Annotated in this window: 17 protein-coding genes; 16 read left to right on the forward strand and 1 reads right to left on the reverse strand. The window is 25.2% G+C overall.

Features of this window, described 5'->3' with window-relative positions:
- Positions 1-10: 10 nt before the first annotated feature.
- From lspA to OM90_RS03260, 15 genes are all read left to right on the forward strand, one after another.
- Positions 11-472, forward strand: coding sequence for a signal peptidase II (gene lspA / locus OM90_RS03195; protein ID WP_242860851.1), 462 nt, complete (start codon positions 11-13; stop codon positions 470-472).
- A gap of 14 nt (positions 473-486) precedes the next feature.
- On the forward strand, positions 487-1410 hold the full coding sequence (locus OM90_RS03200; RefSeq protein WP_058485447.1) for an RluA family pseudouridine synthase: 924 nt from the start codon (positions 487-489) through the stop codon (positions 1408-1410).
- A 186-nt stretch (positions 1411-1596) separates the two neighbouring features.
- Positions 1597-2133: a bifunctional pyr operon transcriptional regulator/uracil phosphoribosyltransferase PyrR gene (gene pyrR / locus OM90_RS03205; RefSeq protein WP_058485448.1), complete on the forward strand. Its 537-nt coding sequence runs from the start codon at positions 1597-1599 to the stop codon at positions 2131-2133.
- A 25-nt stretch (positions 2134-2158) separates the two neighbouring features.
- Positions 2159-3400, forward strand: coding sequence for a uracil-xanthine permease family protein (locus OM90_RS03210; RefSeq protein ID WP_058485449.1), 1242 nt, complete (start codon positions 2159-2161; stop codon positions 3398-3400).
- An 83-nt stretch (positions 3401-3483) separates the two neighbouring features.
- A complete protein-coding gene (locus OM90_RS03215) occupies positions 3484-4599 on the forward strand; it encodes an aminopeptidase (protein WP_058485450.1) in 1116 nt (371 codons plus the stop codon).
- 303 nt (positions 4600-4902) lie between these two features.
- Complete coding sequence (locus OM90_RS03220) at positions 4903-5406, forward strand: ECF transporter S component (protein WP_058485451.1); 504 nt, start codon at positions 4903-4905, stop codon at positions 5404-5406.
- A gap of 12 nt (positions 5407-5418) precedes the next feature.
- Positions 5419-6243 (forward strand): DUF92 domain-containing protein, encoded by an 825-nt coding sequence (locus OM90_RS03225; protein ID WP_058485452.1) that lies wholly within the window; start codon positions 5419-5421, stop codon positions 6241-6243.
- Positions 6244-6387: 144 nt separating this feature from the next.
- Positions 6388-6555: a hypothetical protein gene (locus tag OM90_RS12730; RefSeq protein WP_160323632.1), complete on the forward strand. Its 168-nt coding sequence runs from the start codon at positions 6388-6390 to the stop codon at positions 6553-6555.
- A gap of 101 nt (positions 6556-6656) precedes the next feature.
- Positions 6657-6977 carry a putative heavy metal-binding protein gene (locus OM90_RS03230; RefSeq protein ID WP_058485453.1) on the forward strand — a complete coding sequence of 107 codons (321 nt, stop codon included), beginning with the start codon at positions 6657-6659 and terminating at the stop codon, positions 6975-6977.
- A 141-nt stretch (positions 6978-7118) separates the two neighbouring features.
- Complete coding sequence (locus OM90_RS03235) at positions 7119-7664, forward strand: DJ-1 family glyoxalase III (protein WP_058485454.1); 546 nt, start codon at positions 7119-7121, stop codon at positions 7662-7664.
- A 167-nt stretch (positions 7665-7831) separates the two neighbouring features.
- Entirely contained in the window at positions 7832-8989 is a 1158-nt protein-coding gene (locus OM90_RS03240) for an iron-containing alcohol dehydrogenase (protein ID WP_058485455.1), read from the forward strand.
- Between the two features lie 271 nt (positions 8990-9260).
- Positions 9261-10235: a hypothetical protein gene (locus OM90_RS03245; RefSeq protein ID WP_058485456.1), complete on the forward strand. Its 975-nt coding sequence runs from the start codon at positions 9261-9263 to the stop codon at positions 10233-10235.
- Positions 10228-11088, forward strand: a complete 861-nt coding sequence (locus OM90_RS03250) for an ATP-binding cassette domain-containing protein (protein WP_058485457.1) — start codon at positions 10228-10230, stop codon at positions 11086-11088. Before OM90_RS03245 ends, OM90_RS03250 begins: the two co-directional genes overlap by 8 nt.
- Before the next feature lie 145 nt (positions 11089-11233).
- On the forward strand, positions 11234-12223 hold the full coding sequence (locus OM90_RS03255; RefSeq protein WP_207643859.1) for a hypothetical protein: 990 nt from the start codon (positions 11234-11236) through the stop codon (positions 12221-12223).
- Positions 12217-14280 carry a hypothetical protein gene (locus OM90_RS03260; protein WP_058485459.1) on the forward strand — a complete coding sequence of 688 codons (2064 nt, stop codon included), beginning with the start codon at positions 12217-12219 and terminating at the stop codon, positions 14278-14280. Before OM90_RS03255 ends, OM90_RS03260 begins: the two co-directional genes overlap by 7 nt.
- Positions 14281-14412: 132 nt before the next feature.
- On the opposite strand, the gene OM90_RS03265 is transcribed toward OM90_RS03260, so the two are convergent.
- On the reverse strand, positions 14413-14916 hold the full coding sequence (locus OM90_RS03265) for an ECF transporter S component (RefSeq protein ID WP_144428530.1): 504 nt from the start codon (positions 14914-14916) through the stop codon (positions 14413-14415).
- Between the two features lie 209 nt (positions 14917-15125).
- Here OM90_RS03265 and OM90_RS03270 point away from each other — a divergent pair, with 209 nt between their 5' ends.
- A complete protein-coding gene (locus OM90_RS03270; RefSeq protein ID WP_058485461.1) occupies positions 15126-15800 on the forward strand; it encodes a response regulator transcription factor in 675 nt (224 codons plus the stop codon).
- Position 15801: the final 1 nt, after the last annotated feature.

Consider the following 15801-nt stretch of genomic DNA (forward strand, 5'->3'; position numbering starts at 1 on the left):
GAGAGATATGATGTTTATCGTATTTTTTTTACTAGTATCTGTATTAGTATTTATAGACCAATTAACTAAATATATAGCATTAAATTATTTAAAAAGTATAAGTACAATACCAATCATTCAAAATATTTTTCATTTAACTTTTGTTGAAAATAGAGGAGCTGCTTTTGGAATATTACAAAATAAAAGATGGTTTTTTATAATTATTACATTTACTATTTTATTAGGAATCATATATTATTATATTAATCTTCCAAAAGAAAAACCTTATGGTTTTGTCAGATTTTCTCTTATATTAATTAGTAGCGGAGCTATAGGAAACTTAATTGATAGAATTAAATTAGGTTATGTAATAGATTTTTTTGATTTTAGATTAATAAATTTCCCAGTATTTAATATAGCTGATATTTATGTAGTGATAGGGACTATACTATTAAGTAGTATTATATTTTTTATGCCTCATAAAGATCTTTAAAAAGGAGTTAACTAATGGATTGGTATACATATGTTATAGAAGATAAAAATATAGGAAAAAGAATAGACTTATTTTTATCAGAAGAATTAAAAGATGTTTCAAGGTCTTTTATTCAAAAACTTATAAAAAATAAAAATGTAAAAGTTAATCAAAACTATGTAAAAGCTAATTACAAACTAAAACTAAATGATGTAATAGATGTGAAAATACCTGAGCCAGAAATATTAGAAATTAATCCAGAGCCTATTGAATTAGATATATTATATGAAGATAAGGATATTATAGTAGTAAATAAACCTCAGGGAATGGTGGTTCATCCTGCCCCAGGACATTACAGTGGAACGTTGGTTAATGCGCTTTTATACCATTGTTCTGATGATTTATCTGGAATTAATGGTATCCTTAGACCAGGAATTGTCCATAGAATAGATAAAGATACATCAGGAGTACTTATGGTTGCTAAAAATGATTTAGCACATCAAAATCTTACCCTTCAATTAAAAGAACATACTATTACAAGAAAATATAATGCAATTGTTTATAATAATATAATAAAGGATTTTGGTACTATTAATGCTCCAATTGGTAGACATCCTATAGATAGAAAAAAAATGGCTGTAACTAATAAAAATTCTAGACAAGCTATAACTCATTATACAGTATTAGAAAGATTTGGACAATTTACTTTTATTGAAGCTCAACTTGAAACAGGAAGAACTCATCAAATTAGAGTTCATATGAAATATATAGGCCATCCTCTTTTAGGAGATCCAGTATATGGGCCTAAATCTCAACCTTTTAATTTAAATGGACAACTTCTTCATGCTAGAGTTTTAGGATTTAAACATCCTTCAAATAATAAATATATGGAATTTGAGGCCCCACTTCCTGATTATTTTAAAAATATTATCGAGAAATTAAGAAAAAAATCTAATTAATAGTGGACAAATAAGTTTAAATATGATAAAGTTAAAAAAGTTAAATTCCTTTAAACTAATCCGAGAGGTTAGTAAGGATGTCATACAGGGCATTTATGTTTTTATGCGCAAAATTTCTGTAATTATGACTCCTTACTAAGTAAGGAGTTTTTTATATGTAATTATTATGATAACGGAGGGAAAGTAATGAGTAAAACAAAAGAATTATTAGATGAAAAAACAATTCAAAGAGTATTAACGAGAATTTCCCATGAAATTATTGAAAAAAACAAAGGAGTTGAAAATGTTCTTCTTGTAGGAATTAAAACTAGAGGAATTCCTTTAGCAGAAAGAATTGCAAAAAAGATATTTGAAGTTGAAAATGTAGAAGTTCCAGTAGATACCTTAGATATTACTTTTTATAGAGATGATTTAAAACATAAATCAGTACAACCTATTGTCCATAATACAAACTTGAAATATGATGTTAATAATAAAATAGTAATTTTAGTAGATGATGTAATATATACTGGAAGAACTGCAAGAGCAGCTATGGATGCTATTATTGATGCTGGGAGACCTAAATATGTACAATTAGCTGTATTAGTTGATAGAGGACACAGAGAACTTCCAATTAGACCAGATTTTGTTGGTAAAAATATCCCTACTTCCAAAAAAGAAGTAGTAAAAGTTATGTTAGAAGAAGTAGATGGGAAAAATCAAGTTTTAATAGAAGAAAAATAATTTTAAAGATTAAGGGGAGGATTTTATGAATATAACAAAAAGAAAAATCATTTTAGGAGTTCAACATGTATTAGCTATGTTTGGAGCCACAGTATTAGTACCAAGTCTTACAGGATTAGACCCTTCAATTGCTATATTATGTGCAGGATTAGGTACATTAATATTTCATGCTTCTACTAAAGGAATAGTTCCAGTATTTTTAGGTTCTAGTTTTGCATTTATAAATGCAATAAAATTAGTTTTAGAAGATAATGGTATAGGTGCGGTAAAAGGTGGAATTATTGCAGCAGGATTAGTATATGTAATAATGGCAGGAGTCATTAAACTTTTTGGAGTTGAAAAAGTACGTTCTTTTTTTCCACCTATAGTAACCGGACCTATTATTATGGTTATAGGTTTACGACTAAGCCCTACAGCTATTCATAATAGCATGTATGAAACTATAATAGTTGATGGAATGGAAAAATCTGTATTTAACCCTATGTTTCTAATGGTTTCTTTAATTGTAGTAGCTACTATGATTATAGTATCTATCTTTGCAAAAGGATTCTTTAAATTAGTTCCTATATTAATATCAGTAATAGTAGGATATATTGTTTCAATTCCCCTAGATTTAGTTGAAATGGAGAAAATTAAAAACGCAGCATGGATTGGTTTTGAAACAGATACATTAAATCAAATATTAACTCTTCCAAATTTTTCTTTAAGTGGAATATTAGCAATAGCACCTATAGCCTTAGTAGTTTTTATCGAACATATAGGAGATATTACCACAAATGGGGCTGTTGTAGGAAAAGACTTCTTTAAAAACCCAGGAATTCATAGAACTATGTTAGGAGATGGATTAGCTACCATGGTAGCAGGATTACTAGGAGGCCCTGCAAATACTACTTATAGTGAAAATACAGGAGTATTAGCAGTAACTAAGGTATATGATCCAGCTATTCTTAGAATAGCTGCTGTATTTGCTATTATTATAAGTTTTGTTGGTAAAATTGGTGCTATTATTAGATATATTCCTTCTCCAGTTATGGGAGGTATAAGTATTATACTATTTGGAATGATTGCTAGTGTAGGAGTAAGAATTCTTATAGAATCTAAACTAGATTTTGCTCATAGTAGAAATCTTATTATATCTGCTTTAATATTAGTATGTGGTATTGGAATTCAAGAAGTTCCTATATATAATAATATTACAATTTCTGGATTAGCTATAGCAGCTCTTATTGGTGTAATTTTAAATAAAATTCTTCCTAATAATATATAATATATAAATATGATATAATTTATAGAGTGATAATATCACTCTATTTTTTTATAAAATTAAAAGAAAAGAAAGGATAGAGAAAAATGTATGATTCTAGAATTAAAACTTTAGCAAAAAACATAGTAAATTATTCTGTAAATCTTCAAAAAGGAGAAAAAGTATTAATCCAAGCAAATGGAATAGAACCTTCTTTTATTAATGCTTTAATAAAGGAAGTATATAACGTAGGAGGATTTCCTTTTGTTCAATTAAATGACCATTCTATTTTAAGACAATTATACTTAGGAACTTCTGAGGAACATATGAAGGCTATGGCTAAATATGAAGCTATGAGAATGAGTGAAATGGACGCTTTTATTGGTTTTACTTCTTTTAAAAATTCTTCAGAGCTTTCAGATATTCCTCCTGAAAAAATGGATTTATATTATAAATACTTATGGAAAGAAGTTCATGTCAATATTAGAGTTCCTAAAACAAAATGGGTAGTACTTCGTTATCCATCTTCTCATATGGCACAATTAGCAAATATGAGTACAGAAGCTTTTGAAGATTTTTATTTTAATGTATGCAATTTAGATTATGGAAAAATGTCTAAAGCCATGGATGCATTAGTAGATTTAATGGAGAAAACAGATAAAGTAAGGATTGTAGGAGAAGAAACTGATCTTTCTTTTTCAATAAAAGGGCTTCCAGCTATAAAGTGTGATGGCAAAAGAAATATTCCTGACGGAGAAGTATATACTGCTCCTATAAAAAATTCAGTAAATGGAATTATAACTTATAATACTCCTTCAGAATATCAAGGGTTTACCTTTGAAAATATAAGATTTGAATTTAAAGATGGAAAAATAATAAAAGCAACTGCAAATAACTCAGAAAGAATAAACAAAGTACTAGATACAGATGAAGGAGCAAGATATATAGGTGAATTTGCCATCGGCGTTAATCCCTATATAACAAAACCTATGAAAGAAACATTATTTGATGAAAAAATAGCAGGTTCAATTCATTTTACTCCTGGAAACTCTTATACAAATTGTTCCAACGGAAATAAATCTGCTATTCATTGGGATTTAGTGTATATTCAAACTCCAGAGTACGGTGGAGGAGAAATTTATTTTGATGATATATTAATAAGAAAAGATGGACGATTTGTAATTTCCGAACTAGAAGTTCTTAATCCAGAAAATCTAAAATAATAATATATAGACCTCAAATATTAGATGAAAATGCTGATATTTAAGGTCTTTTATTAAATTAACATTTTTTAAAAAGTATAAAATATATAAGATTTTTGTATGTTTTTGATGTATAATAATAAATATTTAAAATAATAACAATTATTTTAAATTAAATATATCAATTAAATTTTTTAACTATAATAAAATAATTTTAAATTCAATTAAATAAATTAAACTATCTATAATTTTTCTTGCGTTATTTTATAAAAATTATTACAATAAAAAATTATAAATAGTCAATAATATTATGGAGGGGTTAAAATGAGAACTAAAAAATTAACGATTACAGCATTAATGGCTGCCTTAGTTACTGCAATGACTATGGCAATTGCAATCCCTATTGGAAATCAAGGCTATCTTAATTTTGGAGATATTATGATTTTTACTTCAGCTCTTTTATTTGGCCCTCAGGTAGGATTGATTGCCGGAGGAATTGGTTCAGCTCTAGCCGACCTACTTAGCGGATATGGGGTATGGATACCTATAACTTTAATAGCTAAAGGTCTAGAAGGTTATATAGCAGGACTAATTTGTTTTAAAGCTAAATCACAAATGAAAAATTTAATTGGAATAATTATATCAGGATTTATAATGATATTTGTATACTATATTGGTGGAGTTATATTGACTTTTTCTAGTGAAGGAATTCTTCCTGCAATTATCGCATCCCTTTCTGGCATTCCGTTTAATATTTTACAAGTAGTTGTTGGTGCAATAGGAGGAAACATAATTGCTCTTTTACTAAAAGATAAAATAAAAATATAATGGGGTGAGTATTTGATATATTTTATTAAATTTATCATTGGATTAGTAGCTAGTAGTATAATTTCTTACATAGGATATAAAAAACATGCTTTAACTTTAAATGGATGTATAGGAGCTATAATCTTGGGAACAGGTATTTTTTTTAGTTCTCATTTTTATGGTTCATTTCTTATAGTTATATTTTTTACTACATCTACTATTTTTACTTTTATAAAAGAAAATATTAAAAAAGAACTAAATAATAAATATGAAAAAAACAGTGGAAGAGATTTTTTTCAAGTATTTGCTAATGGTGGAGTAGGTCTTTTTTATTCATTTATTTATTATTTTACTTCAAATCCTATATATCTAGTTTTAATTGGGGTATCATTTTCTGCTCCTAATGCAGATACATGGGCAAGTGAACTGGGAGTATTAAGTAAGAATAATCCTATTTCTATAAGAACTTTCAAAAAAGTTTCTAAAGGAACTTCTGGAGCTATTAGTTTTTTAGGAATTATTTTTTCATTATTAGGTTCGATTATAATAGCTTTATCTTCAGTAATAACAATTTTAATATTGAAATTAGAAATTTATTCCTTATCTTTATATGAAATTTTCTTTTTGATTTCTTTAGGAGGATTCTTAGGTAGTGTTATAGATTCTTTATTAGGCGCTACAGCTCAGGGAATTTATTATAATGATATATTAAAAATAGAAACAGAAAAACCTTTTTATAAAGAGAAACCTAATACGCTTATTAGAGGATATAAAATATTTAATAATGATTTTGTAAATTTTATTAGTATATTATTATCAACTATAATTATTTATTTTTTATATAATTTTATGACATAATTGTTTTACTAATTGGAAATAAAATAAATAATAATATAATTAAATTATTAAAAAATAGCCTCTAAACTTAAAATAAAAAATTAGCACAATGACATTTAGATATACTTGCCATGAATTTATAAAATATAAAAAGAGGTGTCTTAATTGAGTAATAAAGAAAATCAAAAAAGAGATATATCGTATCTTGCCATAGGAACTGCAATTGGTGTTTCATTTGGGATTGCATTTAACAATATTGGACTTGGAATAGCATTGGGAGTTGGAATTGGTGCAGCATTAGATAGTATGAAATCTAAGAAAAAAGATGAATAGCTTAATGGCGAAAGTAAACAAATTTTATTTTGAACTATTGTATAATGAGCTAGCTTATACAGATAAAATAGAAAGAGAAAAGATAGAATGGAGGAATTATAATGATTATAACAACAACCCCTAGTGTAGAAGGGAAAACAATAGTTGAATATAAAGGTATAGTTTTTGGAGAGGTTATATCTGGAGTAGATTTTATTAAAGATTTTGCAGCTGGATTATCAAATTTCTTTGGAGGACGTTCCAAATCTTACGAAGGTGAATTAATTGAAGCAAGGGAAGCAGCACTAAGAGAAATGGAGAAAAGAGCATCTAGTTTAGGAGCTAATGCTATAGTCGGAGTTGATATTGATTATGAAGTATTAGGTCAAGGTGGAAATATGATGATGGTTACTGCATCTGGTACAGCAGTATTTGTTGAATAAATTTCTTGTATGAGGACTTCATCCTTTCTCGGTGGTATGGTTGTTTTGGCAAAAACGTTGTATCACAGAAGGTTTAAAGTTCTCTATTTTCATTTTTCATTTAAGTTTACAAAACTAAAAAATAAGAAAGGAGAATATATTATGAATGCATATTTATTCTTAGCAGAAGGATTTGAAGAAATTGAAGCCTTAGCTACAGTGGATATTCTTCGTAGGGCAGAAATTTCTGTATTTACAGTTTCAATTATTAATGATTTAAAAGTTAAAGGTAAAAATGGAGTAGAAGTAAAAGCAGATATTTTGTTTGAAAATTTAGATTTACAAGGGGCAGATATGTTAATTTTGCCTGGCGGACCTGGAGTAAGTCTTTTACATAAACATGAAGAATTAAAAAATCTAATCAAAGAATATAATAATGCAGGAAAATGGATAGCAGCTATTTGTGCGGCTCCAACTGTTTTAGGTAAATTAGGAATTTTAGAAGGGAAAAAGGCTACTTGTTATCCTGGATGCGAAGCAGATTTAAAAGGAGCCCTTTTACAAAATGAAGAAGTTGTATTAGATGGAAATATAATTACTTCTAAAGGCCCAGGAACTACTTTTTCTTTTGCTTTTAAAATTATAGAAGTATTAAAAGGTAAAGAAAAAGTTAAAGAAATATCAAATGGTATGTGTTATAAATATTAATTTTAAGTCTGATAATTCTTATATTTATTCAAAAATCCTGCGAAATTATTAATAAATTTTAGATGGCATTATTTATTTTTATAAAAAAACTATTGCATTATTTAGCAATATGGTATAAAATAATGACATAAATTTAACAAAGTTTGATTTCTTGAGGAGGAAAATTTATGTCATTACAATGGTTTAGAGTTCCTAAGGATATTGTTTTTGGAGAAGGAAGTTTAGAATATTTATCTACCTTAGAAGGTAAAAAGGCTACTTTAGTTACTGGTGGTAGCTCTATGAAAAGATTTGGCTTTTTAGATGAAGCAAAGAAACAATTAGAAAAAGCGGGAATGGAAGTATCTATTGTAGATGGAGTTGAACCTAATCCTTCTATTGAAACAGTTATACGTGGCGGAAAGGAAATGGAAGAATTTGGACCTGATTGGATTATTGCCATAGGTGGAGGATCTGCTTTAGATGCTGCTAAAATTATGTGGGTTTATTATGAATACCCAGATACAAAATTTGAAGATTTAGTTAATGGGAATTTCCCAAAACTAAGAACAAAAGCTAAATTCGTAGCTATTCCTTCCACTAGTGGAACAGCTTCTGAAATTACAGCTTTTTCCGTTATTACAGATACTAAAAATCATATAAAATATCCACTAGTTTCTTATGAAATTACCCCAGATATTGCTTTACTTGATGCTAACATTCCTGCAAAAACTCCACCACATATTACTGCTAATACAGGAATGGATGTAATGGCTCATGCCATAGAAGCTTATGTATCAACTAATGCGACAAGTTATACAGACCCATTGGCTATGGAAGCAATTAAATTAGTATTTAAACATTTACCAATCGTATATAAGGATGGAAGTAATATAAAATCAAGAGAATGTATGCATAATGCTTCCACTATTGCAGGAATGGCATTTACTAATTCATCTTTGGGACTTGTTCATAGTTTGGCTCATAAAATAGGTGGAGAATTTGGAATCACTCATGGGCTTGCTAATGCAATTCTTATGCCTTATATCATAGAATATAATAGAAAAGCTACAAATAAATTTGATGAAATAGAAAAACAATTAGAAATAGACGATATCGTAGAAGAATTAAAAGCTTTAAATAAAAAAGTAGGAATTCCTACTACATTAAAAGAAGTAACAGAAGTTGAAATCACAGAAGAAAAATTTAATCAAGTATTAGATAGAATGAGTAAGAATGCTTTTGAAGACCCATGTACATTAACTAATCCAAGAAAATCTTCTCCAGAAGATGTAAAAGAAATATACAAAGCAGCATTTTACGGTACTACAGCTAAAAATATATAATAATTTATCATATCTTATATATATCTAAATAAAAAAAGATAAAAAGAATCTCTTTTGATTTTATACAATTAACAATAAAATCAAAATGAGATTCTTTTTTTATATAAATTTTAATATTTATATTAAATTATTGCTATTATTAATATTGTATGAATATATTGACAAATTATAATTTATATGTTTATATATACTAAGATATACTAAATAATATATATTATACTATAATTGTTTATTATTAATTCACGATATTTACATTAGGAGGAAAAATTTTATGTACAAAAAGAAATTTTTTAAAATTTTTTGTAGTGTAATATTTTTTTGCCTTTTATTAATTGCTTGCTCTAAACAAAATACAAATACAGCAAATATAGATGAAGATATTTTTAATATGGAAAATAATAATATAAGACAACAAGTAGATTATAAATTTCATTTTGGTCCTAAAAATATTGAAAATCCAGTAAAGATTAATGAAGAATCCCTTGAGTATGATATGAAATTCGAAAATTTAGGAGGACCTGCAGAATTTGGTATTATTATTGTTGCTGATGGTATACCACAAAAAGTAAAATTAGAAGATGATTTAGCTATTATGCATAAAGTATCATTAGATACTAAAGAATCTAAAGAATATAAATTTATTATAAATAAACAGGATTTAAATATTAATGATGGAGAAGAACATATTATTCATCCTATAGTAATATTAGAGCCAGATTATATTCCTCAAAATATAACTCCTTTTACTCATGAAGGAAGTCTTAATGCATCTTTAGGTATACCATTTTATTATACAAGTGATATAAAGAAAGATATAAAAATAGGACACGTTGACTCTATTAAAATTGATGATCAATTTAGAAAAGAATATAATTTGGATAGAGAAGTAAAAGTTTCATGTGAAATTCTATGGAGTATTGATGACCCTAATGTTCCATTTATCTCACATGAAGATTTAAAACAAGGATTTGATATTAATTTAATAGGAAATGTATTGGGAGAAATGCGAGTATTTTTATTTGTAGATAATAAACCAGTTAAAATAAATGGATATGATTTTTACGATGTAAAAATACAAAAAGGTATGGTTTCTAAAATTCATGTTGATTTTACTGAAGATTTTATTTCAAACTTAAAAGATAATACTCCTATGTTTTTACTTGCAACTCCTAAAAATTTAGATAGTATTGATACTTGGACTTGTAAAACTAACACTAAAATAATAAAGAGGGTTGCTGATGAATAAAGAACTAATGTTATCAAATATTACTAAACGATATGGAAAATTAGTTGCAGTAAACGATGTATCACTACGATTAACTAATGGAGTATATGGACTGTTAGGAGCTAATGGAGCTGGAAAAAGTACTTTAATAAAAATAATTGTAGGTTTAGAAAAAGAAGACTTCGGGAATATAGAATATTTAAAAAATAACAAAAAAACAGATCTTTTATCAAATATAGGATATTTACCTCAGTTCCCTTCATTTTATCCTAAGTTTACTGCTAAAGAATTTTTAGATTATATGGTTAGTTTGAAAAGTTCAAATAAAAAACATACATCAAGATATACTGAAGAACTATTAAAATTAACAAATTTATATGAATTTAAGAATAATAAAATTGGATCATTTTCTGGAGGAATGAAACAAAGATTAGGTATAGCTCAAGCCTTAATTAATGATCCGGAAATACTTATATTAGATGAACCAACAGCAGGACTAGATTTAAAAGAAAGAATTCATTTTAGAAATTTAATATCTTCTATGGCAACAGATAAAATTATTATTTTAGCCACTCATATTATTTCAGATGTTGAATTTATTGCAAAAGAAATTATAATGATTGAAAAAGGTTGCATTATAAAAAAAGATACATCTGAAAATCTTTTAAAAGAAGTCGAAAATATGACATGGGAAATTAAAACAACAGAAAAAAATATAAAAAAATATCTTGATTTATATTCAGTAAGTAATATTTTAGAAACTAGATCTGGTTATGTTATAAGAATTATTAGTAAAGAAAAGCCTTCAGAAGATGCTTATCTAGTAAAACCTAATCTAGAAGATTATTGTATTTACAATTTTGAGGTGAATTAATAGAATGTTTTTGGAATTTAAAAAAAGTTTTTTTAGACCATATATCATTGTAATTACCCTTATCTTAATGTTATTAAATATATTTTTTTTCACAAATAGATATGCTTATCTTACTTTAAAATCAACTGAAACAGTAAATGAATATATGTATTTCTATCCAATGGTGGAAGGTAAAATAGAAGAAGAAAAAGTACATAAAATATTTGAATTGAAAAATGAAAATTTAGAAAAATATAATAGTGGAATTTTATCATATAAAGATAAAAATGGAAATACTTTATATAGTCATGCTAATATAATTACATTACAAACATTAATAGAAGACTTAGAATACACTTATCTTTACCCGTTAAATATGGAGAAAATAGTAAATCAAAGCAAGGAAAATTTGAAATTTTTTGATACGGAAAAACATATTTATGAAATAAATAAGAACAAAAAAATTATAAAAGATTATTCCAATCGATATATCCCTAAATTTGGTTTAACCCGTGGATATGAATTATTATTTAATTATAAAATTTCTTCTCTTGTTTTACTATTCATTTTAATATTACCTTTATCTAGCTTATTTGCTGAAGAAAAAGAAAATAAATATTATCAAATTTTTATAGGAGAAAAAGTAAAAAAAAGATGTATTAAGTTTAAGATTATTAGCTCATATATTTTTATTTTTGTTTTAAGTTTAATTTTTTATATTATGGATATTTTTTGTTTTAATCGTATATGGCCTATGAATGAAATATTTAATCCAATTTATTCTTTAAAATTATATAAAAATACTTTTCTAAATACTAGTATATTTTCTTTTTTAATAATAAATTTTTTATTTATGTTAATTGCTTATATATTCTTTGGAACATTATTTATGATAGTTTCTTTAAATTCAAAAAAAGTATTTGTAAGTTTAGTTATAAATTATATTATTTTAATATCTGTAATTATATTAAGTGATTTTATAAATATTCCGTTTAATCCTTTTAATCTACTTAATAATAAAGATATGTTTAAAGGATTTTATGTGAAAAGGATTTTATCTTATCATATTTATGAGCCTTGGTATTATCTTATTTTTTCTTTAATTTTTATATTTTTATTAATGTGTGTCCTTAAAAGGAGCGTAAAAAAATGGTAGAATTAAATAAACTGATTATAAAGTTAAAGGCTTTTATAATTATAATATGCTGTATATTAGCATATTTATTATTTTCTTTTTATAATATTTATAAAGATATAAATTTTGATACTAAAACAGATTATGAGCTATATAAAAAATACTTAAACTATCTAGATGGACCTTTAACACAAGAAAAAGAAGATTTTTTAAATAATGAAAACCTCATAATTTCCAAAGCAAAAAAGAATATAGAAACAAATTTTTACAAATTTTTTAATAATAATATAGCTCCAGAAGAATTTGAAAATATATATTTAAAAAACGAATCTATCCTACAAAAAGAGTTAGCTTTCAAAAAAGTTTGGGATAAATATGACTATGTATATGAAAATAAGGAGAATAGATATTTTCTAAAAGGAAGTTCCAAATATATTTTACAAGAAAAATTTAATTTTTTATTATATATTGGTATTATTTTATTTGTTACACCTTTTTTATTTATTGAAAAAGAAAGCAAAATGATAGATTTGATAAGGTCAAGTATAAATGGAAATATAAAAACTGCAAAAATTAAAACATTGATTATATTTATAGTTACATCTATATTTGTTTTATTATTTCAAATAATAGATTTATCATTATTTATTTACCAAAATGGGTTTCATGCTTTATTTTATCCTATGCAATCTTTAGAAATTTTTGCGACTTCGAATTATAATTTTAATATTTTAAGTGCATTCCTTATAGTAACAATATTAAGAATTATAGGATATATGGGATTAAGCAGCTTTATTATAATTTTAACACAAAATTCTAATAATAAAGTTTTATTATATTATTTACCTATTACATTTCTAATTTTAATAGAAATTTTGATAGACGAAAAATCTAACATATACATATTGCCAACACCTTTTTCATTAATGAGAGGTACTGGATTTTTAATGGGTAGTCTTAATGAACAAAGATTAGGATATACTTATGTCTTTAATGAAATTGGTGTAGGATATCTTATAGCAAGTTTAATTACTACAATAATAATTATATTTTTATCAATTTATACGATATATAGAAAATATATAAATTATAGATTAATTAGAAAAAGAAAAAATTTGTTATGTATTGTTTTATTTTTAATTTTATTTTTAACAGGTTGCAAAGAAAATGATATTATAGCACAAGAATATAATAATTTGTTAAATCAATCATTTGCTATCCAAAATGATAATTATATTTTTTACATAATTCAAAATGAAATTTTCATGAAAAATAAAAATACATCTGAAACAATTCCCATAATTAATAATCCTTTTTTAAAAAATATATCATATCGTATAAATGCTATGTTTGCTACTAATGATGCATTATATTATAGTATAACTTATTCAGAAGGAAGTGACCTAACTTCTAGGAGTATTAATGAAATTATAAAAGTATCTTTGGATACTTTATCAGAAAATGTACTATGGAAACGTATACTTAATCAGGATAGGTATTTTATGGATTTAATTTTTCTAGATAAAGATGAAAATTTTAGTAATATATCTAAAATATTTATTATTGATAATAAATTATATATTGTTGGAACTAAAAGCATAATAACTAAAAATTGGTTAAATAAAGAAAAAATTGTTATAAAAAATTTAGATGATCTTATAAGAGGTATAAAAGGAAATAATTGTTTTTATTTAAGTAATGACAAGAAAATATCGTCTTATAATTTAAAAACAGGAAAAATAAAAAAATGGAATAATAAACCTATTCAAGAATTTATACTTACCGAAAAAGGATTTTTATATTGTTCTTATGATGGTATAGGGTTAATTAGTTACGAGGGTGAAGATATGGGAATTATTAAAGATATCAAAGCTAAAGGATTAAGATATGATGGTAAACATATTTATTTTATAAAACAGAATACTAATGAATTGTATCGAATGGACTTACAAGGTAATAATATAGAAAAAATAAGAGATAAAGTATATTCTTATGAAGTTTCTTATAACAGTGATGATTTGGTTATTGAAACTTTTAATGAAAATGGAGATATAAAAATACAATGCATAAAAAAATAATAACAAATATAATTAAGAATAGTTTGTATAAAAAAAGAACCTATTTATAAAAGGTTCTTTTTTATTAAATAAATTTTTTATATAATAATTATAACTTTAATGTAATGCCAAATTTATAATATGAAATATTTTTTATGCTTCTTGTTTAATTTTTATAATATCGTTTAAAGCTGATTTTGGTATAAATTTTATGACAAGAGCTGAAATAAAAGCGTCTACGCAATGATGAAGTATAGTTCCTATACCAGTTACAACTAAAAGCTGATATGCATTAAAATCTACAAAAGGTGTTACCACTAAAACTTCTAATAAACCATGGAGTGGAGCTGTTATAGTTGCAACTCTTCCAAATGACATTCCTTTTTTTATAAGTTTAGATCCTAAAAGTCCTACAAATATATGCATAAAGGCTCTAGCTCCTATTAAAGGACCAAGGGTTAAACCAAAACCTAACGCAGAGCCAATGCCAGTCATAATAGCAACTTCAGGCCCTAATACCATAGATATAAACATAGGAACATGTGATCCTAAAGTAGCAGTAAAAGGTGGAATTATAATTTTTAAAAATACTGCAAAAGGAATTACAATAGCAAGAGCTGTAAGTAAAGCAGTTACTGCTAATTTTTTAGTATTCATTATTTTATCCTCCTATTTCCATAAATAATTTTACATAATCATAACACGTGTATATACATATGTCAATATAATATTTATTTATCCTTGAAAATCAGTTAATAATTAATTATTTTAAAATTGATTAAAAAACTATATAAATAGAATTCCACTAATATTTTTAAATATGATATAATTTTAAAAAAATTATATATAAAAATAAAGGAGTTCCTATGTATAGAATATTTATTGTTGAAGATGATACTATCATTGCTTCAGAAATAGAAAAGTATTTAATGAAATGGGGATATGAAGTAAAATGCGCTTCAAACTTTAATGATATAATAACAGAATTTATTAAATATGACCCTCAATTAGTACTGATGGATATTTCTCTTCCTTTTTATAATGGATATTACTGGTGTAAAGAAATCAGAAAAATATCTAAAATACCAATTATATTTATTTCATCTGCTAAAGATAACATGAATATTCTTATGGCTATTAGTATGGGGGGAGATGATTTTATTTCAAAGCCCTTTGAATTAAGTGTACTTTCTGCTAAAATACAAGCAATGCTTAGACGTTCTTACTCTTATAATGAAAAAAATAATTATAAAGAATATAAAGGAGTTTTATTTAATACATCAGATGCTTCTTTGATTTATAAAGAAGAAAAAATAGAACTTACAAAAAATGAATTTAAAATTATACAAATATTATTCGAAAATATTGGGGAAATAGTTTCTAGAGAACAAATTATGAAAAAACTATGGGATAATGAATGTTTTGTGGATGATAATACTTTAACAGTTAATATTACTAGGCTTCGAAAGAAATTAGAAAATGCTGGTATTAAAGATTTTATTAAAACAAAAAAAGGTCTAGGATATATTATAGGAGAGTAAT

Source organism: Defluviitalea phaphyphila (assembly GCF_001466305.1).
Classification (GTDB): domain Bacteria; phylum Bacillota; class Clostridia; order Lachnospirales; family Defluviitaleaceae; genus Defluviitalea_A; species Defluviitalea_A phaphyphila.